Raw genomic sequence first — 14,922 nt, forward strand, 5'->3', positions numbered from 1 at the left:
AACTCGGAACGCGAATTTTTTATCCTTTAATTTCTCCATATCATGCTCCTTTCGTCACTGGGGTGTGGGGCAGCGCCCCGCTTACTGCGACCGGCGTATAGCCGGACGCTTTGCTTGCCCCTCCCAAAGGGAGGGCTTCCGTATCCGTGCCTCCGCATACAGGGTCGACAGGGACGATATTCGGGGTATCTGAGTAAGCCCCCGATTTATCGGCACTATCGTCACCATCGGCACGGTGTAACTCAATGAGGCGTTTGCCGTTACTGCGCCGGATGTCGAAGCTGACTCCCGCGCTTCTAAGAGTCTCAGCGTTTTGCAGGATGCGCTGGGAGATTTTCTTCGGCGAGATTTTCTCTCCGCTTATTTCACACAGCTTCTCGGTCAGTTCTGTCGGAGTGCCGATAAAGTGCGAAGTGGATTTCATAAATGCAGAGAGAAGAGATTTAATGGCATCGCCCAAAAGCTCCGGCTGCTCTCTGCTGTCCGACACCAACTCCCAGACGTTATCCTCGTTGCGCTCCAGACAGATTTCACGGTACTCGATATCCCGGCCGATGCAGGAGAGCTTTGCTTTGCCGCTGCCGCGCTTATCCTCGATGAGCGTGAAGCTCGAATCGACAGCGCCCTGTACTCCGGTCGTACCCGATATGCGGTTGAACACATCGTCGGCGTTCTCCTTGCGAAGATGATGGATGAGAAGGATGGCAACGCCGTGCTTATCCGCCAGCTTCTTCAGAATAGACAGGTCGCGGTAGTCGTTTGCGTAGGTGTTGTCGTATCCCGAACCTCTGACCATCTGAAGCGTGTCGATAATGATGAGCGTCGTGTCGGGATGCTCTGCGATGAATGTTTCGATGCGTTCCTCCAGACCGCCGCCGATGATGAAAGCGTCGGTGCAGAAGTGGACGCTTGGCGGCGCGTCCTCCATGATTTCAAACAGCCGGTTCTGGATACGGAGCCTGCTGTCCTCAAGGCAGAGGTAGAGTGTCGTACCCTGCCGCGTCGGCATATTCCATACCAGCTTGCCCTTCGCCACCATGACCGACAGCCACAGCGCCAGCCACGACTTACCGACCTTCGGGGAACCGGCGAGGACATGAAGCCCACGCGATATGAGACTGTCCACCACAAACCTCAGCGGCTGGAGCGGCGTGCTCATCAGCGTCGCGCCGTCGATGGTGTCGAAGCTCGGCGTTCCTTTCTTTTTGAAGTCGTTGTCCAATTTGTTTCCTCCTGTTCGTATTGGTTTTGAGAAAAACTGCAACAGAAAAAGCACCCGCTTTTGGCGGATGCTCATCGTGTATTGCGTATTCCTCATACCTGCTTACGACATAAATGAAACAAATTGTTCCTGAGTAGATGAAATATTTTCAAAAAAATATGCCTGGCGAACACATCGTCAGGCACATCATCTATTTATCGCTGTTTTCTAATACCTCTTTGAGCTTCTGCAGCCGTTTGGTGACGGCGCTGTGCGTTTTGTATCCGAGCGCGTCGGCAATCTCCTGTTGGGTCTTGCCGCTCATACGCATTTTGAGAAGCACACGGTCATCCTCGGAGATGCTGTCCCAAAAGTTATCGCCTGTGAGATTGGCGATAACCTCATCCTCGACATTCACAGAATTATCCGCAACCTGCAGGGGAGCGCTTTCACCCTCGTCGTTGACCGCGGACGCCATCTCATTCAGAGAAACAGTTTCTATTTTGGAACGGGTATGATTCCACTTGTTGTCAAAATCTTTCGAGCGGTAGTTGTTAAATTTATCGTGATTGAAATCCTCGTATGCGGCGTCCTCCTGAACGGCTTGCGCCACTTCTTCATAGTTCATGACCTGCATGGCAGTTTTAACAGCGTTGTTCAGAAAATCATCGGCGTGTTGTTCGACGTCAGGGTCATCCATGTAAGACGCCAATATCTCGGCGGCGAGATCCGGCTTTTTGGTGAGGAGCTTCATCACGCCTCCGGCGACGAGGTTTTCCATGCTGTCGCGCATGGCGATGAGTGGATTATCCTTGCCGTAATATGACGAGTCGGACTTCAAGCCCATCTCTCGTGACAGCGGTTCCCATTTCTCGTCCATCAGACCTTTTATGTGTTCAAGCGTTTCCACGCTCCCGGAATCCAGCTTGTCATAGTCCATATCGATATATGTCGCCGCAGAGAAGTCGTTTTCCCTGAAGTACGCGCGAAGCTCATCAAGCGTCGGGACACGGTCAAGGTCAAGCAATGTCTTTTTCTTCTTTTTCACTTAAGCCACCCAGCTTTCGACATATTTTGTAAAATTATATCATGAAAACGCAAATGACGCAAAGCTAAGGTCAAGTCGTTCTAACAGGCATAGCAGTTCGCTCACAGCGTGTCAAATCCGTCGAAGCTGAACAGTTATGATGTAGCGGACAGCTTCAGAGCTATGCTGAGACAATCGAGTAGGAGGTAGGTGATTAGTTCACCCACCGACCTCTCACAACACCTAGCATACCGTTCGGTACTAGGCGTTTCCCTAGTTTACGCTATAACAGATTTGTAATAAGTATTGAAAAACTGAAAACCATCCTTTTCTAACCTTTTGTTTGTTAGAGCAGCACATAGAATTGGGCTACCGGCTATCCGCCAGTACCCTTTTCTTGAATTTGCAAGTATACCTGCATTGGATTTACTGATACCCAGCTTCTCCAGATTCCGGTATCTCGTTCGTACCCTCTTCCAACGTTTCCAGAACACCATGCGGATTCGTTTCCTCATCCATTCATCGATGTCCTTTAGCAGCTTTCCCATGTCCGCCAGTTTGTAATAGTTTACCCAGCCCACTATGAATCGCTTTAATCCCTGTTTCCATTTTTCATAACTCGGAACGCTTCTCCTGCTGGTAAGCCCTTTGACTTTCGCCTTCATCTTTTCCTTGGATTTCCTATGCACCCGCATCTGGAATCCTTTCTGATTTTTGTAAAATCCATATCCAAGAAATTTTATATTTCCTGCATAGGATACTACGGTTTTCTCCCGATTCACTTTAAGAAACAGCTTCCTCTCAATGTATGGGATGATATGTTCCAGCGTTTGTCCGGCGCTTGCCTTACTCCTGCAGAGAATCACCATATCGTCCGCATATTATGCGACGTTACTTCCCCAAATCCTTTCAGGTCGGTTTTGTTTTTTATCACCCTTTCAGATATGATTTAATCAGACAATAACCGAAAGGAGACTTAAGGTTATGAAAAGAGTATCTATCCCTAAGTGGGAAAGAGAAGTAACTCAATTGGTTGAAACCTCCAACTCTTCTATCCTTGCTTCAGATAATTTTGAATCCTGCCTTGGGGCATTCTTTAAGCATTTAACTCAAAATACCAGTCTTGCATCCAACACCATCCGGCTTCGATATGTCTGCCTTACTACATTTTGTATATGGCTTAAGGATGCAGAAAACATATCTGATTTTAAGCTGGTGGACAAACCCATGCTTCGTAGATATCTACTGTACTGTAAGGAAACACGAAAACAGCAGGGGAATATGCTAAAATGCTCCAAAGTCGCTATTAAACATTTTTTCACATTCTTGGCAGAATCAAAGATAATCCCTAAAAATCCTGCTCAATCCCTTCAGGTGCCCACCAAAGTTAACGATAAGGTAAGATCCATATTAAACAGCGATGAAATCCTTTCTCTTTTTAAGGCTCCCAGAGATGAACTGGTAAGGATCAAAAACTCAACAAACGGTCAAGTAAACAATCCAAGGCGGATCTTCACTGCTGTAAGGGACATTGCAATCATTTCTGTATTGCTATCCACAGGGATTCGGACCGAGGAGTTATGCATCATTTCCCCTTCGGATCTCAATCTTGCCAAAGGCTCTATCCGTATTCATGGTAAAGGTGATAATCTTTACATAAAGCGATATAGGTCAGTCTACATCGATATTCCGGAGGTTTTGCAAGCCCTCAAGAACTATTTAAAAGTTAGAGTCAGCCACCAATCAAAACATCTCTTTTGTAGTTGGGATAACTTCCCATTAAAATCCGCATCTATCATTCGCATTGTCAAGAAATATGCCGGATTAGCAGGTATTACCCGCAATGTTACCCCGTTGCTCCTTCGGCATACCTTCTGTTCTCATCTTGTTGCCAACGAAGCCGATCCTTTTTCAACCAAGGAATTAATGGGACATAAGAAGTTACTTACCACCTTACACTACTACACCCACCTATCTCGTGACCAGATCAAAGCGCAGATGCTAAAATTTAATCCGTTAAACGAAGAGGAGAGTATTCTATGTTAACTCTGAAAAAATCTATGGATGTTTTCTTTGATCATCTTAAATCTTCCCATTATGCTGAATCTACCCTTAAAAGTTATCATTTTGCCATCTGTAAGGCTTTACCCCATTGGCTTTTCGCATCTTCTCTCTGTTTTGCTATGAAACAGTATCCTGTTACTTCATTCACCCCTCCATCGTACTTGAAAAGCAAAATACCAAAACTCAAAAGATTCATTGATTGGACGGTTTCCAATAGGTCAAAGGTTTCTATTGAAGATGCTCTGTCTGAGTATGAAGCGATATTGATACAAGACGGCCACAGTCAATCATGGATAAAACAATGGAAGTCCCTGGCGTTTTCTTACGGGGAAGCCATGGTTCTTTCATCGAATCTTGAAATCTTTCGGTTCCTGCTTATGCGAATCGTATCAGAAGATATCGTAATATCTTCCAAACAAGCAACCAACAACATCGTACGCTTTGTAAAATTTCTTCATACCCATGGCCTGCTGAAGACGGACCTGCCCTGGGAATATTCTGAAAGCTGGCGACAACAGATCAAGCAAACACTAAAAGATTCTGTCAATGTTTTTGCTTCTCCTTCATCCAGTGGAGAAGAACTTCTCTTGGCTTACTTGAATTTCTGCCATCAGGAAAAGGAACTTACTTTAAAGAGCCTAAACCAGGAGAAAAGATATCTTGCATACTTTCTGAACTGGGCAGAGCCTTTTAATGTTAATGGGTTTAATGCCCCTTTGATCAAGAAATTCATTTCTCATCTTAAAGAGAAAAGACTTTCATGGACTTCCATCCGTCATTATTTCAATACCCTAAAAGGCTTTTCAGAATTCCTTGTAAAGTATAGTATTCTTATGAAGAATCCCACTTGCGAAATCCGCTTGAAAGCCAATGAGCGTTCCCCAAAGGATACCCTGTCACTTGAGGAAAGGAATACCCTTTTATCGATACCAGCCAAGCTGCTCAAGGATAAGGGATTATTGCCTGAAGATAAATCGGCATCGAGCTTTTTTCTGGTCAGAGATGCGTGTATTCTTCATCTGTTTGCCACTACAGGGATACGTCTTTCTGAAATTACCAGTCTGAAACGTTCAAATGTTCATTTAGAGGACAGGACCTTGACCATCAGGGGCAAAGGAAGCCGTTCTTACCTTGAAAAGAATCGGATAGTGTTTTTGAATGACCCTCAAACTTTCAAATGGCTGGTTTGCTACCTCGATATCCGAAGAGATATGACCTGTCCCTGGCTTTTTGTAACCATTGACGGTTTTAAGCTTCTGTCTCCCGGTATCCAAACAATCGTAAGAAAGTATGGAAAAATGGCAGGTATCAAACGCAGCGTATCGCCCAACCTCCTTAGAGCGTCTTTTGCTTCATGGATGATAGAAAAAGGAATCGATCCAGTTGCTTTAAAAGAACTTATGGGCCATGAAAGCATTCGGACTACCTTCGGATATTACGTCTCCCTTAAAGAAGAACACGTGAAAAACACCTGGGCAAGGTGCAATCCCCTTTCCGTAATACTTTCACAAGATGGGAGGAATACTGACAATGAATAATATTCCTGCTGATGTCCAGGATTTCCTCGATGCTCTGGCTATTGAACAAAACTGTTCGTCAAATACCATTACCTCATACCGGCGTAACCTCAAGCAGTTCTTTGACTGGCTTGAATCCAATAATTCGCCAACTTGCATAGATGAGCTCCATCCAATGATTTTGAGAAAGTATATTGCTTATCTAAAGGGGCGTGTAAAGCATATTTCTATCAAGCAAAAGATCGCTACTTTAAAGTCATTCTTTAGATTTCTTAAGGAAAATACTCCCGATATCAACCTCCCCCATATACCCAAACATATCAAGAAGGAAAGGACCCAAATCAAAACTTTGTCTACAACAGAGATTCATACTCTCTTGGATGCTGTATCCAAGCGTAAAAAGGAAATCGAACATACTCTGACTGTCAAATCCAAAAATACCTCCCGTCTGCACAAGCAACTCTTGAATTGCCGACGTGATTTGGTCATCTTAATTCTTTTAGTGGGTACCGGCATGAGAGTAGGTGAACTTACGGCCTTGGATATATCTGATATTGATTTTGGTACAAAAACAATTACTGTACATGGCAAGCGCAATAAACTGCGGGAAGTTTTCTTTGACATACCTTCTATTGAATCAGCCCTTCTTGATTATTTCAATTGGAGAAACACCCTTGATATTGAGCATAATGCCCTCTTTATCAATAGCAAAGACCATTCCCGCATTACTCCTAGAAGTATACAACGCCTTCTTAAACTATATCTCGACATGGCTGGATTACCATCTGAAATCACTCCTCATTCTCTAAGACACAGCTATGCCACCATCTCCATTGAAAAGGGAGCCAATATCAAGGCCATATCCCAGCTCCTTGGCCATTCCCATATAGGAACAACCCTTGAATATTACACCCATATTTCAAAGGAGCATTTACGAGCGGTATACAAACAGTCCCATCCAGACACTCCGAATGATATACCACTTTCTAAAGTAATGGAAAATCGAAAAAGTATCTTAACAAACCTTTAAATTGGCATGAAATTTAGAGTAATTCTGCGACTGTGAAAAGTAACTGTAACCGTCGCATAACGGCATAGCGGACGAAACAGTGTCCTCTTTTTCCTAGCTCATGGTCCAGTTCATTCAGCATGATATTTGCACATAATGGACTCAGGGGTCCCCCCTGTGGTACGCCGATCTCTGTTTCCTCGAACTTTCCGCACCATACCACTCCTGCCTTGAGATATCTATGGATGAGTGAGAGTACTCTCCCATCTTTAATATCCCTTGACAGGATTTCCATGAGTTTGCTCTGGTTGACAGTATCAAAGAACTTCTCCAAGTCCATTTCTACCGCCCACACATACCCTTCTTCCATATAGGTTTTGCACTTCCTGAGCGCGTCGTGGGCGCTCCTTCCCGGTCTGAAACCATAGCTCGTTTCCACGAATTTCGGCTCATATATGGGGGTCAATACCTGTGCAATTGCCTGTTGGATGACTCGGTCTACTGCTGTTGGTATTCCCAGTTTTCTCATCTTCCCATTTTCTTTGGGTATTTCAACCCTCCGTACCGGAGCTGGCCGGTATCTCCCTGCCAGTATGGATTTCCGGATTTCCTCGCCGTTATCTTTTAGATATCGCAGAAGTTCATCCACTCCCATCCCATCGACTCCCCCGGCCCCTTTATTCCGTTTCACACGTTCGTATGCACGGTTCAGGTTTTCCGGACTGACGACTTGCTCCAGTAACCCATTTACTCCTCTGTCGGCGTTGGTGACGTTGTTTTCAGTTATCCTCCTGTTGATAAGCGCTCCACCTTCCTCTTCGTGTTCCGCACTATCCCTCCGGCGGCAGCCATTGCCACAGCAATGTTTTGTGCTTTCTTTTGTCTCAACTTCGGTAACATTCATTGACTCTCACCTCCTAAGGTTCAGCCCTTTCCATGCCCGTCGACTGGCATGGTACTATGGCGTCTGCTGATTTCTCACGACAAATCTTGTTTCAACCGTGGCTCGTAGGGAACTCCCCACGTCCGTGAGACCTCCCCGGGTACTCGCACGTTCTTTCTCTCCATATATCTGTCTTATCTACTGCAATTGGTTCCGTGTAGTTATTGGGTTTTGACTTGTGTTGCAGTCTTACCCTCATTTGCAGCCTGATGAGATTTCTGTTCGTCAGACCGGAGATTTGCCTCTACCTTCCTTCAGATTCCTCGTCGCCGGGGACACCCTTGGTCTTGGCTATATCCTTCCCACTACCGGGCGGATTCGAGACTCACACTCGTTAGAACGTGCGCCCGCCGGGCGCACAACAGAAAAAGGGATGCATCCAGCCAATGATAAGCTGAATGCATCCCTTAATATATTTTGTTACGGGGCTATCGGTTCTCCGTTTGGCTTGTACGGCGGTGGGGTGCTGTTCTTTGTTACCGGTGGCTGAAGCTCGGTGTATATGACGTCGCCTGCCACCTCCGGCTCTGAAGGCGGAGAAGGGGATGAATTTGGTTCAGATTCCGCTCCGCTCATGATTCCGACCTGTTTAGTAATATCGCCTTTGCCGTCAACGGTCGTGCCTCTACCCATTATACCTACCTTGTTTCCGGTGAGCTCGTCTCCGGGATTGCCGACCATCGTGCCGCCGCCCATGACGCCGATTTTGTTACCGTTCTCATACATATCCTCTGCGACTGTGCCGACGTTTTCGCCGCCTTCGTCCTTTAACCAGCCGAACCCAAGGATGTAGACCTGCTTCTCACCGTCTACGACGCGAACATCTCCCATGTGCGGCTCGGAGGATGATGGGGCTGGCTTGACTGGCTGCACCGCCTGCGACTGCGGCGGTTTCTGTGTTTCTTTTTCTGCCGTTATCTCTGTTTCCTCTGTCTCATTTTCAGGAACAGGAGTAACCGCAGAGAGAAGAATTTGCTGCGTTTCCTCCGGGCCTGCCTCCATTTCGGCGTTTACTGCGGTTTTCATCGGTTCGATGGGTACTTTCCCTTCCCCGGCGCTGCGAGGCCACACAGCGGCACACAACGCGGCACAGCCGATAATAACCATTCCGGTGATAATATTCTTCATTTTCATTTGAGCTGCCTCCCTTCAGCAACAGACATATCACAGTCCGGCGGAGATAGCTACTAATATTTTCTAAAATAGTGGAGCCTTGAAAAGCTTTGTTCTTATGCTTCAAATCCGTACTTGACATTTTTTCCCGCCAGAGCTTCAATATCTCACAACGGGAGTTTCCCAGACGAAAAACGTCATAGCAGACTGGTGCGCTTGCAACACACCAGCCCTGCGAAAGGTGATCTGACCACCCCGCGCAACCGTAAACGGCACTATGACGTGATTATTCTATCATGCTTCATGGTGTTTCACAATCTAAAGATACGGCGTATGCGAGGGGTTAGGCGGCGGTGCCGCCCGCCTTTGCGTACGCTTTTTTGTAAGAGCATTCTTGCCCTTGGGAACCTTCCGACTAAATTTGAAAGGTCGGGAGAACATGAACATTTTTGAAAACGAATCCGGTATTCTTGGCAGTGCATCCATGGATAACTCAAAGCAATCATTTAAGGAATTTCTTCATCAGGCATCCGAAATACGCACAGGGCTTGGAAAGCAGAAATATCTGCTGGACAAATACCTCTCGTACTTATTCGAGGCGGCAAACGGGATACTGGCATATGAAGCTGCCACCAAAGGCTTTGAAACTGTAACTACCATGAACAGCCTTTGCGTAGAAATACTCAAAGGTGAAGTTAAAAGCAAGGAGCACCCTTTTTATGAACAGGTCAAGGCATTTATTGACACCCATCCTCTAACGTACCAGGAGAGCTTTACCAGGCTGTCTCTATATGATGCAATGCTCTCAGGCGATTATCTGGAATCTGCATACGAAGAGTATTACATAGACCTTGTTGCTGACATCAGAGCTTTCCTTGATATCATAGACTTGAATGACCTCTACAAAAAAATCTGTGAAGCTCTCGGAGGAGAAAAGGAAATGGAGCATTTAAACCTGCTGTTTTGCCAGCGGTTCCTGATTGTTAAAGCAATGGACATTTTTCTTCAGGGGATGACCAACCAATTACTGTACTCGCTGACCTACCGAGACAGGGAAACGTCTAAGCAAGTATTTCAGTTGTTGCTGGATGAGGCTTTTACCAATAATAGATGATAGGATAAAAGCACGATAAATGTGAACACAGCGGCCTCAGAACATTCCGGCAGGTCGTTGTGTTTTTTCTTTTCTGTGTTAGTACATAGATTATTTTTAGCTAGCTGATAGCTTCATCTTACCCCTCCATGAGTAAATCAATTAGTGGTAGTACAATTTTAAGTGAGTAATGCCCACGAGCTGTAAAGAGCAGCGTAAGACCGTCTAATTGTTGCTTTTTAGCATACTGCACCAGCAACTTCTCCGGTTTTTCCGCATTAGTGTGTGCATTTGGCAGTTGACTTACCATATCGATAAACTGAAGGTATTTCCAATTCTCATTCGTCACAACCGCAGACGGTTTTCGTAACTTGATATGGCAGCCTTCAGGCAGTTTTGCTCCATAACGATTTGTAGTAATTTCGATATCACGGGGAATTAAGGTTGTCAGGCCCAGCTTGTTAAACAGAAACGCCCCGGATTCATAACCTATTTTCGTGTCATTCTGTACCGTTAGCGTTTTTATCATGACCTCATCTATGCTGGGTGTAACTTTCCCAAAAACGGTTTGTTTCACATGGCAGTATACGCCTTTTTGTAGTCGCTTAATTTCACCTTTGTCTGCCATCCGCTTCAGCTTGACATTGGTTAAGGTTTTGGCCTGATCGTATGGAAGTGCGAACTTTTCCGCCAACCGCTCCGCAATATCCTCGGTTTGGATTGCTGACTCATAAGGCATATTTCTGACAATATTGACAATGTGTTCTCCATATCCGATCTGTTCCATATTCCCCCCCCCGTGAGTGATATTACAACCATGAATCTACCTCATATTATAGCCATTATAATATCACATTATGTATTGAAATTCAATTTGTTGTACGAGTTACATTTAGTCGGCCTGCTAAACAAAACGACACGATTGCTATCGCAGCCGACGAAGTCAATAGTGTCTGCCCAAAAAATCAGCGGCGTGCTTAACAGTCTTGTAAAGTGCGCCGCTGATTACCCGTTTTCCGCTATCCTTGGTTCGTCATTAGGATATATGTAAGCTCCGTGCGGTTGTTTGCGCCCACCTTGCGGTAAATGCTCTGAATATGGGTTTTGATGGTATTCTCCGACAGCTTCAGGGCGGCTGCCAACTGCGCGTTGTTTTTCCCTTGAATGACCCCGTCGATGATGTCCGCCTCCCGCTTGGTAAATTTGAACTTGTAATCGGCAAGAAGCTGTTCGCCGTTTTCAAGCTCCATTTCGATGAAAAAACGCTCTTCCTTTTTATTTATGCCATCGCTGTGGAATACCACGCTGGCGCGGAGATTCCCGCCGGCCGTTTTGAACACGCCCGACCTCAGCAGCACCGGAGATCCGTTCTTAATGTCGGACTGCATATCCTCGCACAGCTCCTTCAGGTGATAAAGTACGCTGGAGCCAAAAACCGTCGGTGTTTTAAGCATCTTATAACCGGTCACGTTACCTCCCGCGAGGCTCAGTTCCCTGTCCAGAAGGCACAGTCCTTTTTTTGCCAGCCGTCCGCCGTCCGTCTCCAGAAAGTTCACCGCTGTCATCGCATGGATGATGTGAAACACATTGGAGATGTGGGGCTGTAAAAGCCGCAGGACGAACATATCCTCCTCGTCGAAATCAGGCTTGTCCTTGCTCTTGTGCAGGTAGATTTCGCCCATGAACTGGCCCCTGTAGACAATCCGGACGCAGGCGACGTGAAAATTTTCCTGGGAGGCGAGAAAACTGCTCCTTGGCTCGCCAGCCACGGCCACAACGCCCTGCTTGAAATCAAGTGCCTTGTAGACGAGAGCCTCACCGCCCGCGTCATTCTCTTCCTTCTGCTTCAGATACTCTTCTCTTTCGGGGAAGCGCTGTTTTTCAAAGTGACGATCTACGCTGCCGCCGGCGTAGGGCTTGAAAAAGCTGCAATCTCTACTGATGGCGCAGAAAAACATGCCGCTGTCATAGGCGATCAGCTCGTGGAGCTGCAGGATGGCGAGCTTCAGGAATTCAGTAAAGGAAAAGCACTCGTATGAGCCGCCGATCATACGGTTCAGTTTCAATAGCTTTTGATTTTCCATAAACACCTCCGGACTTGAATGGATGGTTTGTAGCTGTTATATGTTCCTTTTCAGCCGCGCGGCGGAAAAACTCCGCCCGTGGGACGGGTGGATGGTTTTCGTGCCGACGGTTATGAGCTTTTCCCAGCTGTCAAAACAGGCAACGCGGTCGCAGTACAGGATCGGCTCGTAAGCGGAACCCGGAATATTCAGGATGTTCCGGGCCGCGTCGCCCACAAAGGCGTCCTCGCCCACGACCAGAGATATGCTGTCCTCCGTGTGCCCCGGCGTATACAGAAGCTTGCCGCGTATACCTACAAAGTCCGGCAGCATTTCTTCCTGCTTCAATACAATGTCCCCGGTACGCCTGACATAAGGAGGGAACGTATCTGCCGGCAGACCGCCTGTCAGTCTTAAAAGCCCCATGGCAAAGCCCACGGCCTTATCGGCATACCGTTCGGAGGGTGGGCTGAAATGTCGGCCCGTCTCAAGATACCCTGCGCACCTTTCACTCATGATAACATTCATGCCGGGATTCGCGGACAGCAGAAAATGCAGCAGGCCGCAGTGGTCGCTGTGATGGTGGGTCAGCAGCAGATACCGAATGGACGAGAGGGACAGCCCCATGCGGCCAAGCTCCGACAGGAGCTCCCTCTCGTCGCCCACGCTGCCGCAATCGATGAGCAGACAGCCCATATTTGCTTTCAGCAGATAGCAGTTCGTCTGTGAAAGACGTATTTTTTGGAAAGCCTTCATAGCGCTGTACTCCCATTATGATATAGATATATCCTCCCAACACATTATAGTATCAGTATATATGCATCACCGGCCCGACGCAAGGATTAATAGAAGACGAACCGGTGCCTGGCATGCATGTCAGGCTGCCCGCCAGCACTAAATATTTTTACACGGGTCTTTGACAGTTGCAACTTTTCAAACAGTGCTCGAAGCCTTGAAAATAGCACATTTTTGTGTCAAATTTGATTTTCTAAAAGTGCGTACTTTCTAGTGATTTTATTATTTTAATCTTAATTTTCAAATCATATCTGCCGATTTATTAAATGACAGCAAATGCAGCATTAGCAAGGATTTTAAAAAAGTACGCAAATTTTTTATTTAATCAAAAGCCTGAAACCCTTTAATATCAAGCCTTATCAGGCTTTTTGTATTCGCCAAGTGTCAAACTCGGGATTATAGTATCAGTATATATGCATCACCGGCCCGACGCAAGGATTAATAGAAGACGAACCGGTGCCTGGCATGCATGTCAGGCTGCCCGCCAGCACTAAATATTTTTACACAAAAAATATTTTACTGTCCCTCACCCGTTCGGGTGATTTTCCTTTTTCTCTTAATTTGTTAAGCTTTTCATAATTAAGAGATAGCTGAAAAAGGCCAACACAATGATTAGAGGAGGAAATTATAATGAGAGTAAGAAAAACATTAGCGACTCTGTTATCTGTGCTGATGCTATTTACCATGAGTCCTATATCCGCAGTAGCCACCACAGGAGAACAGGCTTCCCGTTTTGCGGATATGCCGGACAACTGGTCGAGTAAAGCACTGAACAAGGCAGTGGATAACGGATTACTCAAAGGCTATGAAACCGGGGGTAAAACCTTAATCAAGGCTGACGCACCGCTTAAAAGGGCCGAAATGGCTGCAATAGTTAATCGAGCCTTTGGTGCTACGGTAGCCGCCGAGCTCAAGGGAGTCAATGATGTGCCCTCTTCGGCTTGGTATGCCAAGGACATGGCCAAGGCCGTCCAAATGGGAACCTTTGTATTGGACCGGAACATGCGTCCTGAAAGTAACATTACCCGTCAGGAGGCATTTACAGTTCTGGCGAGGGCATTTAAAATTGCATCAAACGATACTGGGCTTAAAGCATTAGATGGGTACGCTGACAAGGGTGATATCGCCGTTTGGGCGCAGGCGCATTTGAATGCCATGGTAGCCGCTGGTTATATCAAGGGTTCACCTGACGGAAAGCTCAACCCAAAATCAAATATTACAAGAGCCGAATTCGCCGTCGTCATGGACAACCTGGTCAAGCAATATATCGACAAGCCGGGAGAGGTGAGCCACGTGACTTCGAACGGCAATGTGATGGTGCGCGCAGCCGGCATCACACTCAAAGGCGTTACGGTCAAGGGTGATTTGATCATCGCCGACGGAGTCGGAGACGGCGAAGCCATATTGGATGGAGTCAAGGTAGAGGGCCGAACGGTTGTCAGGGGCGGCGGTATCAATTCCATCATTATCAGAGGGAATTCCTCTATCGGGACGGTAGTAGTCGCCAGAGCCGATGGTGCGGTCAGCGTTAAGGTGCAAGGCGATGCTAATGTTGAGGTGATTTACATAGACGATGGCTCGGATGATATCAGGCTGGAAGGAACCTTTGGAGACGTTGAGGTAAAGGCATCTAACATTACAGTTAGCACGATAGGAGCAAAGATTGATAGTGTTGCTGTCTCCGGCGACGCATCCAAGGTTATAGTAGATAAGGATTCAAAGATTGAAAACCTGAATGTTAATCAGGGCGCATCTAACACAAGCATAGAAGTAGCAGGAACCATCAGCACCGTTACAACACAGGCTTCGGAGACAGTCGTAACCGGAAGCGGAAAAATAGCCAAAGTAGAAGCAAAGGAAGGCGCTGACAATACCAAGATTGAAACTTCGAATACCCAAATCACGGTTGACAAAGGTGTTACAGGTGTAACAGGCGGCGGCGGAGCTACTGTTATTGGCGGCACTACTGCTACTAATAACAATGCCGGAACAGGATTAGTGTCTACAACACCCGCCAGCGGCGGTGGAGGTGGCGGAGGAGGCGGTGGTACCGTCAGCGTGCCGGTTAATACCATCAGCGTTTGCGGTGAAGGCAAT

The 14,922-nt window shown here is 46.7% G+C and carries 13 protein-coding genes; 5 read left to right on the forward strand and 8 right to left on the reverse strand.

Going from position 1 to position 14,922, the window contains the following annotated elements; all coding sequences use genetic code 11:
* Nucleotides 1-40: 40 nt before the first annotated feature.
* The 3 genes from HPY74_15745 to HPY74_15755 form a co-directional block, all read right to left on the reverse strand.
* The gene (locus tag HPY74_15745) at nt 41-1,297 is read right to left on the reverse strand and encodes an AAA family ATPase (GenBank protein NSW92097.1); all 1,257 of its coding nucleotides are present in this window, start codon (nt 1,295-1,297) and stop codon (nt 41-43) included.
* A 115-nt stretch (nt 1,298-1,412) separates the two neighbouring features.
* Nucleotides 1,413-2,249, reverse strand: a complete 837-nt coding sequence (locus tag HPY74_15750) for a hypothetical protein (protein ID NSW92098.1) — start codon at nt 2,247-2,249, stop codon at nt 1,413-1,415.
* A 257-nt stretch (nt 2,250-2,506) separates the two neighbouring features.
* On the reverse strand, nt 2,507-3,097 hold the full coding sequence (locus tag HPY74_15755; GenBank protein ID NSW92099.1) for a hypothetical protein: 591 nt from the start codon (nt 3,095-3,097) through the stop codon (nt 2,507-2,509).
* 115 nt (nt 3,098-3,212) lie between these two features.
* Between HPY74_15755 and HPY74_15760 the strand changes: the two genes are divergently transcribed.
* The 3 genes from HPY74_15760 to HPY74_15770 are packed head-to-tail and all read left to right on the forward strand — an operon-like array spanning nt 3,213 to nt 6,839.
* The gene (locus tag HPY74_15760) at nt 3,213-4,274 is read left to right on the forward strand and encodes a tyrosine-type recombinase/integrase (protein NSW92100.1); all 1,062 of its coding nucleotides are present in this window, start codon (nt 3,213-3,215) and stop codon (nt 4,272-4,274) included.
* The gene (locus HPY74_15765; GenBank protein NSW92101.1) at nt 4,268-5,830 is read left to right on the forward strand and encodes a tyrosine-type recombinase/integrase; all 1,563 of its coding nucleotides are present in this window, start codon (nt 4,268-4,270) and stop codon (nt 5,828-5,830) included. Before HPY74_15760 ends, HPY74_15765 begins: the two co-directional genes overlap by 7 nt.
* Entirely contained in the window at nt 5,823-6,839 is a 1,017-nt protein-coding gene (locus tag HPY74_15770; protein NSW92102.1) for a tyrosine-type recombinase/integrase, read from the forward strand. The genes HPY74_15765 and HPY74_15770 overlap by 8 nt, the downstream gene beginning before the upstream one ends.
* Before the next feature lie 13 nt (nt 6,840-6,852).
* Here HPY74_15770 and HPY74_15775 read toward each other — a convergent pair whose 3' ends face one another.
* Together HPY74_15775 and HPY74_15780 are read right to left on the reverse strand one after the other, a co-directional pair.
* Nucleotides 6,853-7,722 (reverse strand): group II intron reverse transcriptase/maturase, encoded by an 870-nt coding sequence (locus HPY74_15775; GenBank protein NSW92103.1) that lies wholly within the window; start codon nt 7,720-7,722, stop codon nt 6,853-6,855.
* A 459-nt stretch (nt 7,723-8,181) separates the two neighbouring features.
* Nucleotides 8,182-8,895, reverse strand: a complete 714-nt coding sequence (locus HPY74_15780) for a hypothetical protein (protein NSW92104.1) — start codon at nt 8,893-8,895, stop codon at nt 8,182-8,184.
* Between the two features lie 418 nt (nt 8,896-9,313).
* Here HPY74_15780 and HPY74_15785 point away from each other — a divergent pair, with 418 nt between their 5' ends.
* Nucleotides 9,314-9,988, forward strand: a complete 675-nt coding sequence (locus HPY74_15785) for a hypothetical protein (protein ID NSW92105.1) — start codon at nt 9,314-9,316, stop codon at nt 9,986-9,988.
* 118 nt (nt 9,989-10,106) lie between these two features.
* On the opposite strand, the gene HPY74_15790 is transcribed toward HPY74_15785, so the two are convergent.
* From HPY74_15790 to HPY74_15800, 3 genes are all read right to left on the reverse strand, one after another.
* Entirely contained in the window at nt 10,107-10,754 is a 648-nt protein-coding gene (locus HPY74_15790; protein NSW92106.1) for a hypothetical protein, read from the reverse strand.
* A gap of 232 nt (nt 10,755-10,986) precedes the next feature.
* Nucleotides 10,987-12,051 (reverse strand): helix-turn-helix transcriptional regulator, encoded by a 1,065-nt coding sequence (locus HPY74_15795; protein ID NSW92107.1) that lies wholly within the window; start codon nt 12,049-12,051, stop codon nt 10,987-10,989.
* A gap of 36 nt (nt 12,052-12,087) precedes the next feature.
* Nucleotides 12,088-12,786 carry an MBL fold metallo-hydrolase gene (locus HPY74_15800; GenBank protein ID NSW92108.1) on the reverse strand — a complete coding sequence of 233 codons (699 nt, stop codon included), beginning with the start codon at nt 12,784-12,786 and terminating at the stop codon, nt 12,088-12,090.
* A gap of 669 nt (nt 12,787-13,455) precedes the next feature.
* Here HPY74_15800 and HPY74_15805 point away from each other — a divergent pair.
* Nucleotides 13,456-14,922: S-layer homology domain-containing protein (locus HPY74_15805; GenBank protein ID NSW92109.1), on the forward strand; the 1,467-nt coding region annotated here is incomplete at its 3' end.

Source organism: Bacillota bacterium (assembly GCA_013314855.1).
GTDB lineage: Bacteria > Bacillota > Clostridia > Acetivibrionales > DUMC01 > Ch48.

What these genes read in the sequence shown, in the direction of transcription:
- HPY74_15745 (NSW92097.1), bottom strand. Translation starts at nt 1,297, where the DNA reads ATGAGCATCCGCCAAAAGCGGGTGCTTTTTCTGTTGCAGTTTTTCTCA.
- HPY74_15755 (NSW92099.1), bottom strand. Translation starts at nt 3,097, where the DNA reads ATGGTGATTCTCTGCAGGAGTAAGGCAAGCGCCGGACAAACGCTGGAA.
- HPY74_15760 (NSW92100.1), top strand. Translation starts at nt 3,213, where the DNA reads ATGAAAAGAGTATCTATCCCTAAGTGGGAAAGAGAAGTAACTCAATTG.
- HPY74_15765 (NSW92101.1), top strand. Translation starts at nt 4,268, where the DNA reads ATGTTAACTCTGAAAAAATCTATGGATGTTTTCTTTGATCATCTTAAA.
- HPY74_15770 (NSW92102.1), top strand. Translation starts at nt 5,823, where the DNA reads ATGAATAATATTCCTGCTGATGTCCAGGATTTCCTCGATGCTCTGGCT.
- HPY74_15775 (NSW92103.1), bottom strand. Translation starts at nt 7,722, where the DNA reads ATGAATGTTACCGAAGTTGAGACAAAAGAAAGCACAAAACATTGCTGT.
- HPY74_15780 (NSW92104.1), bottom strand. Translation starts at nt 8,895, where the DNA reads ATGAAAATGAAGAATATTATCACCGGAATGGTTATTATCGGCTGTGCC.
- HPY74_15785 (NSW92105.1), top strand. Translation starts at nt 9,314, where the DNA reads ATGAACATTTTTGAAAACGAATCCGGTATTCTTGGCAGTGCATCCATG.
- HPY74_15790 (NSW92106.1), bottom strand. Translation starts at nt 10,754, where the DNA reads ATGGAACAGATCGGATATGGAGAACACATTGTCAATATTGTCAGAAAT.
- HPY74_15795 (NSW92107.1), bottom strand. Translation starts at nt 12,051, where the DNA reads ATGGAAAATCAAAAGCTATTGAAACTGAACCGTATGATCGGCGGCTCA.
- HPY74_15800 (NSW92108.1), bottom strand. Translation starts at nt 12,786, where the DNA reads ATGAAGGCTTTCCAAAAAATACGTCTTTCACAGACGAACTGCTATCTG.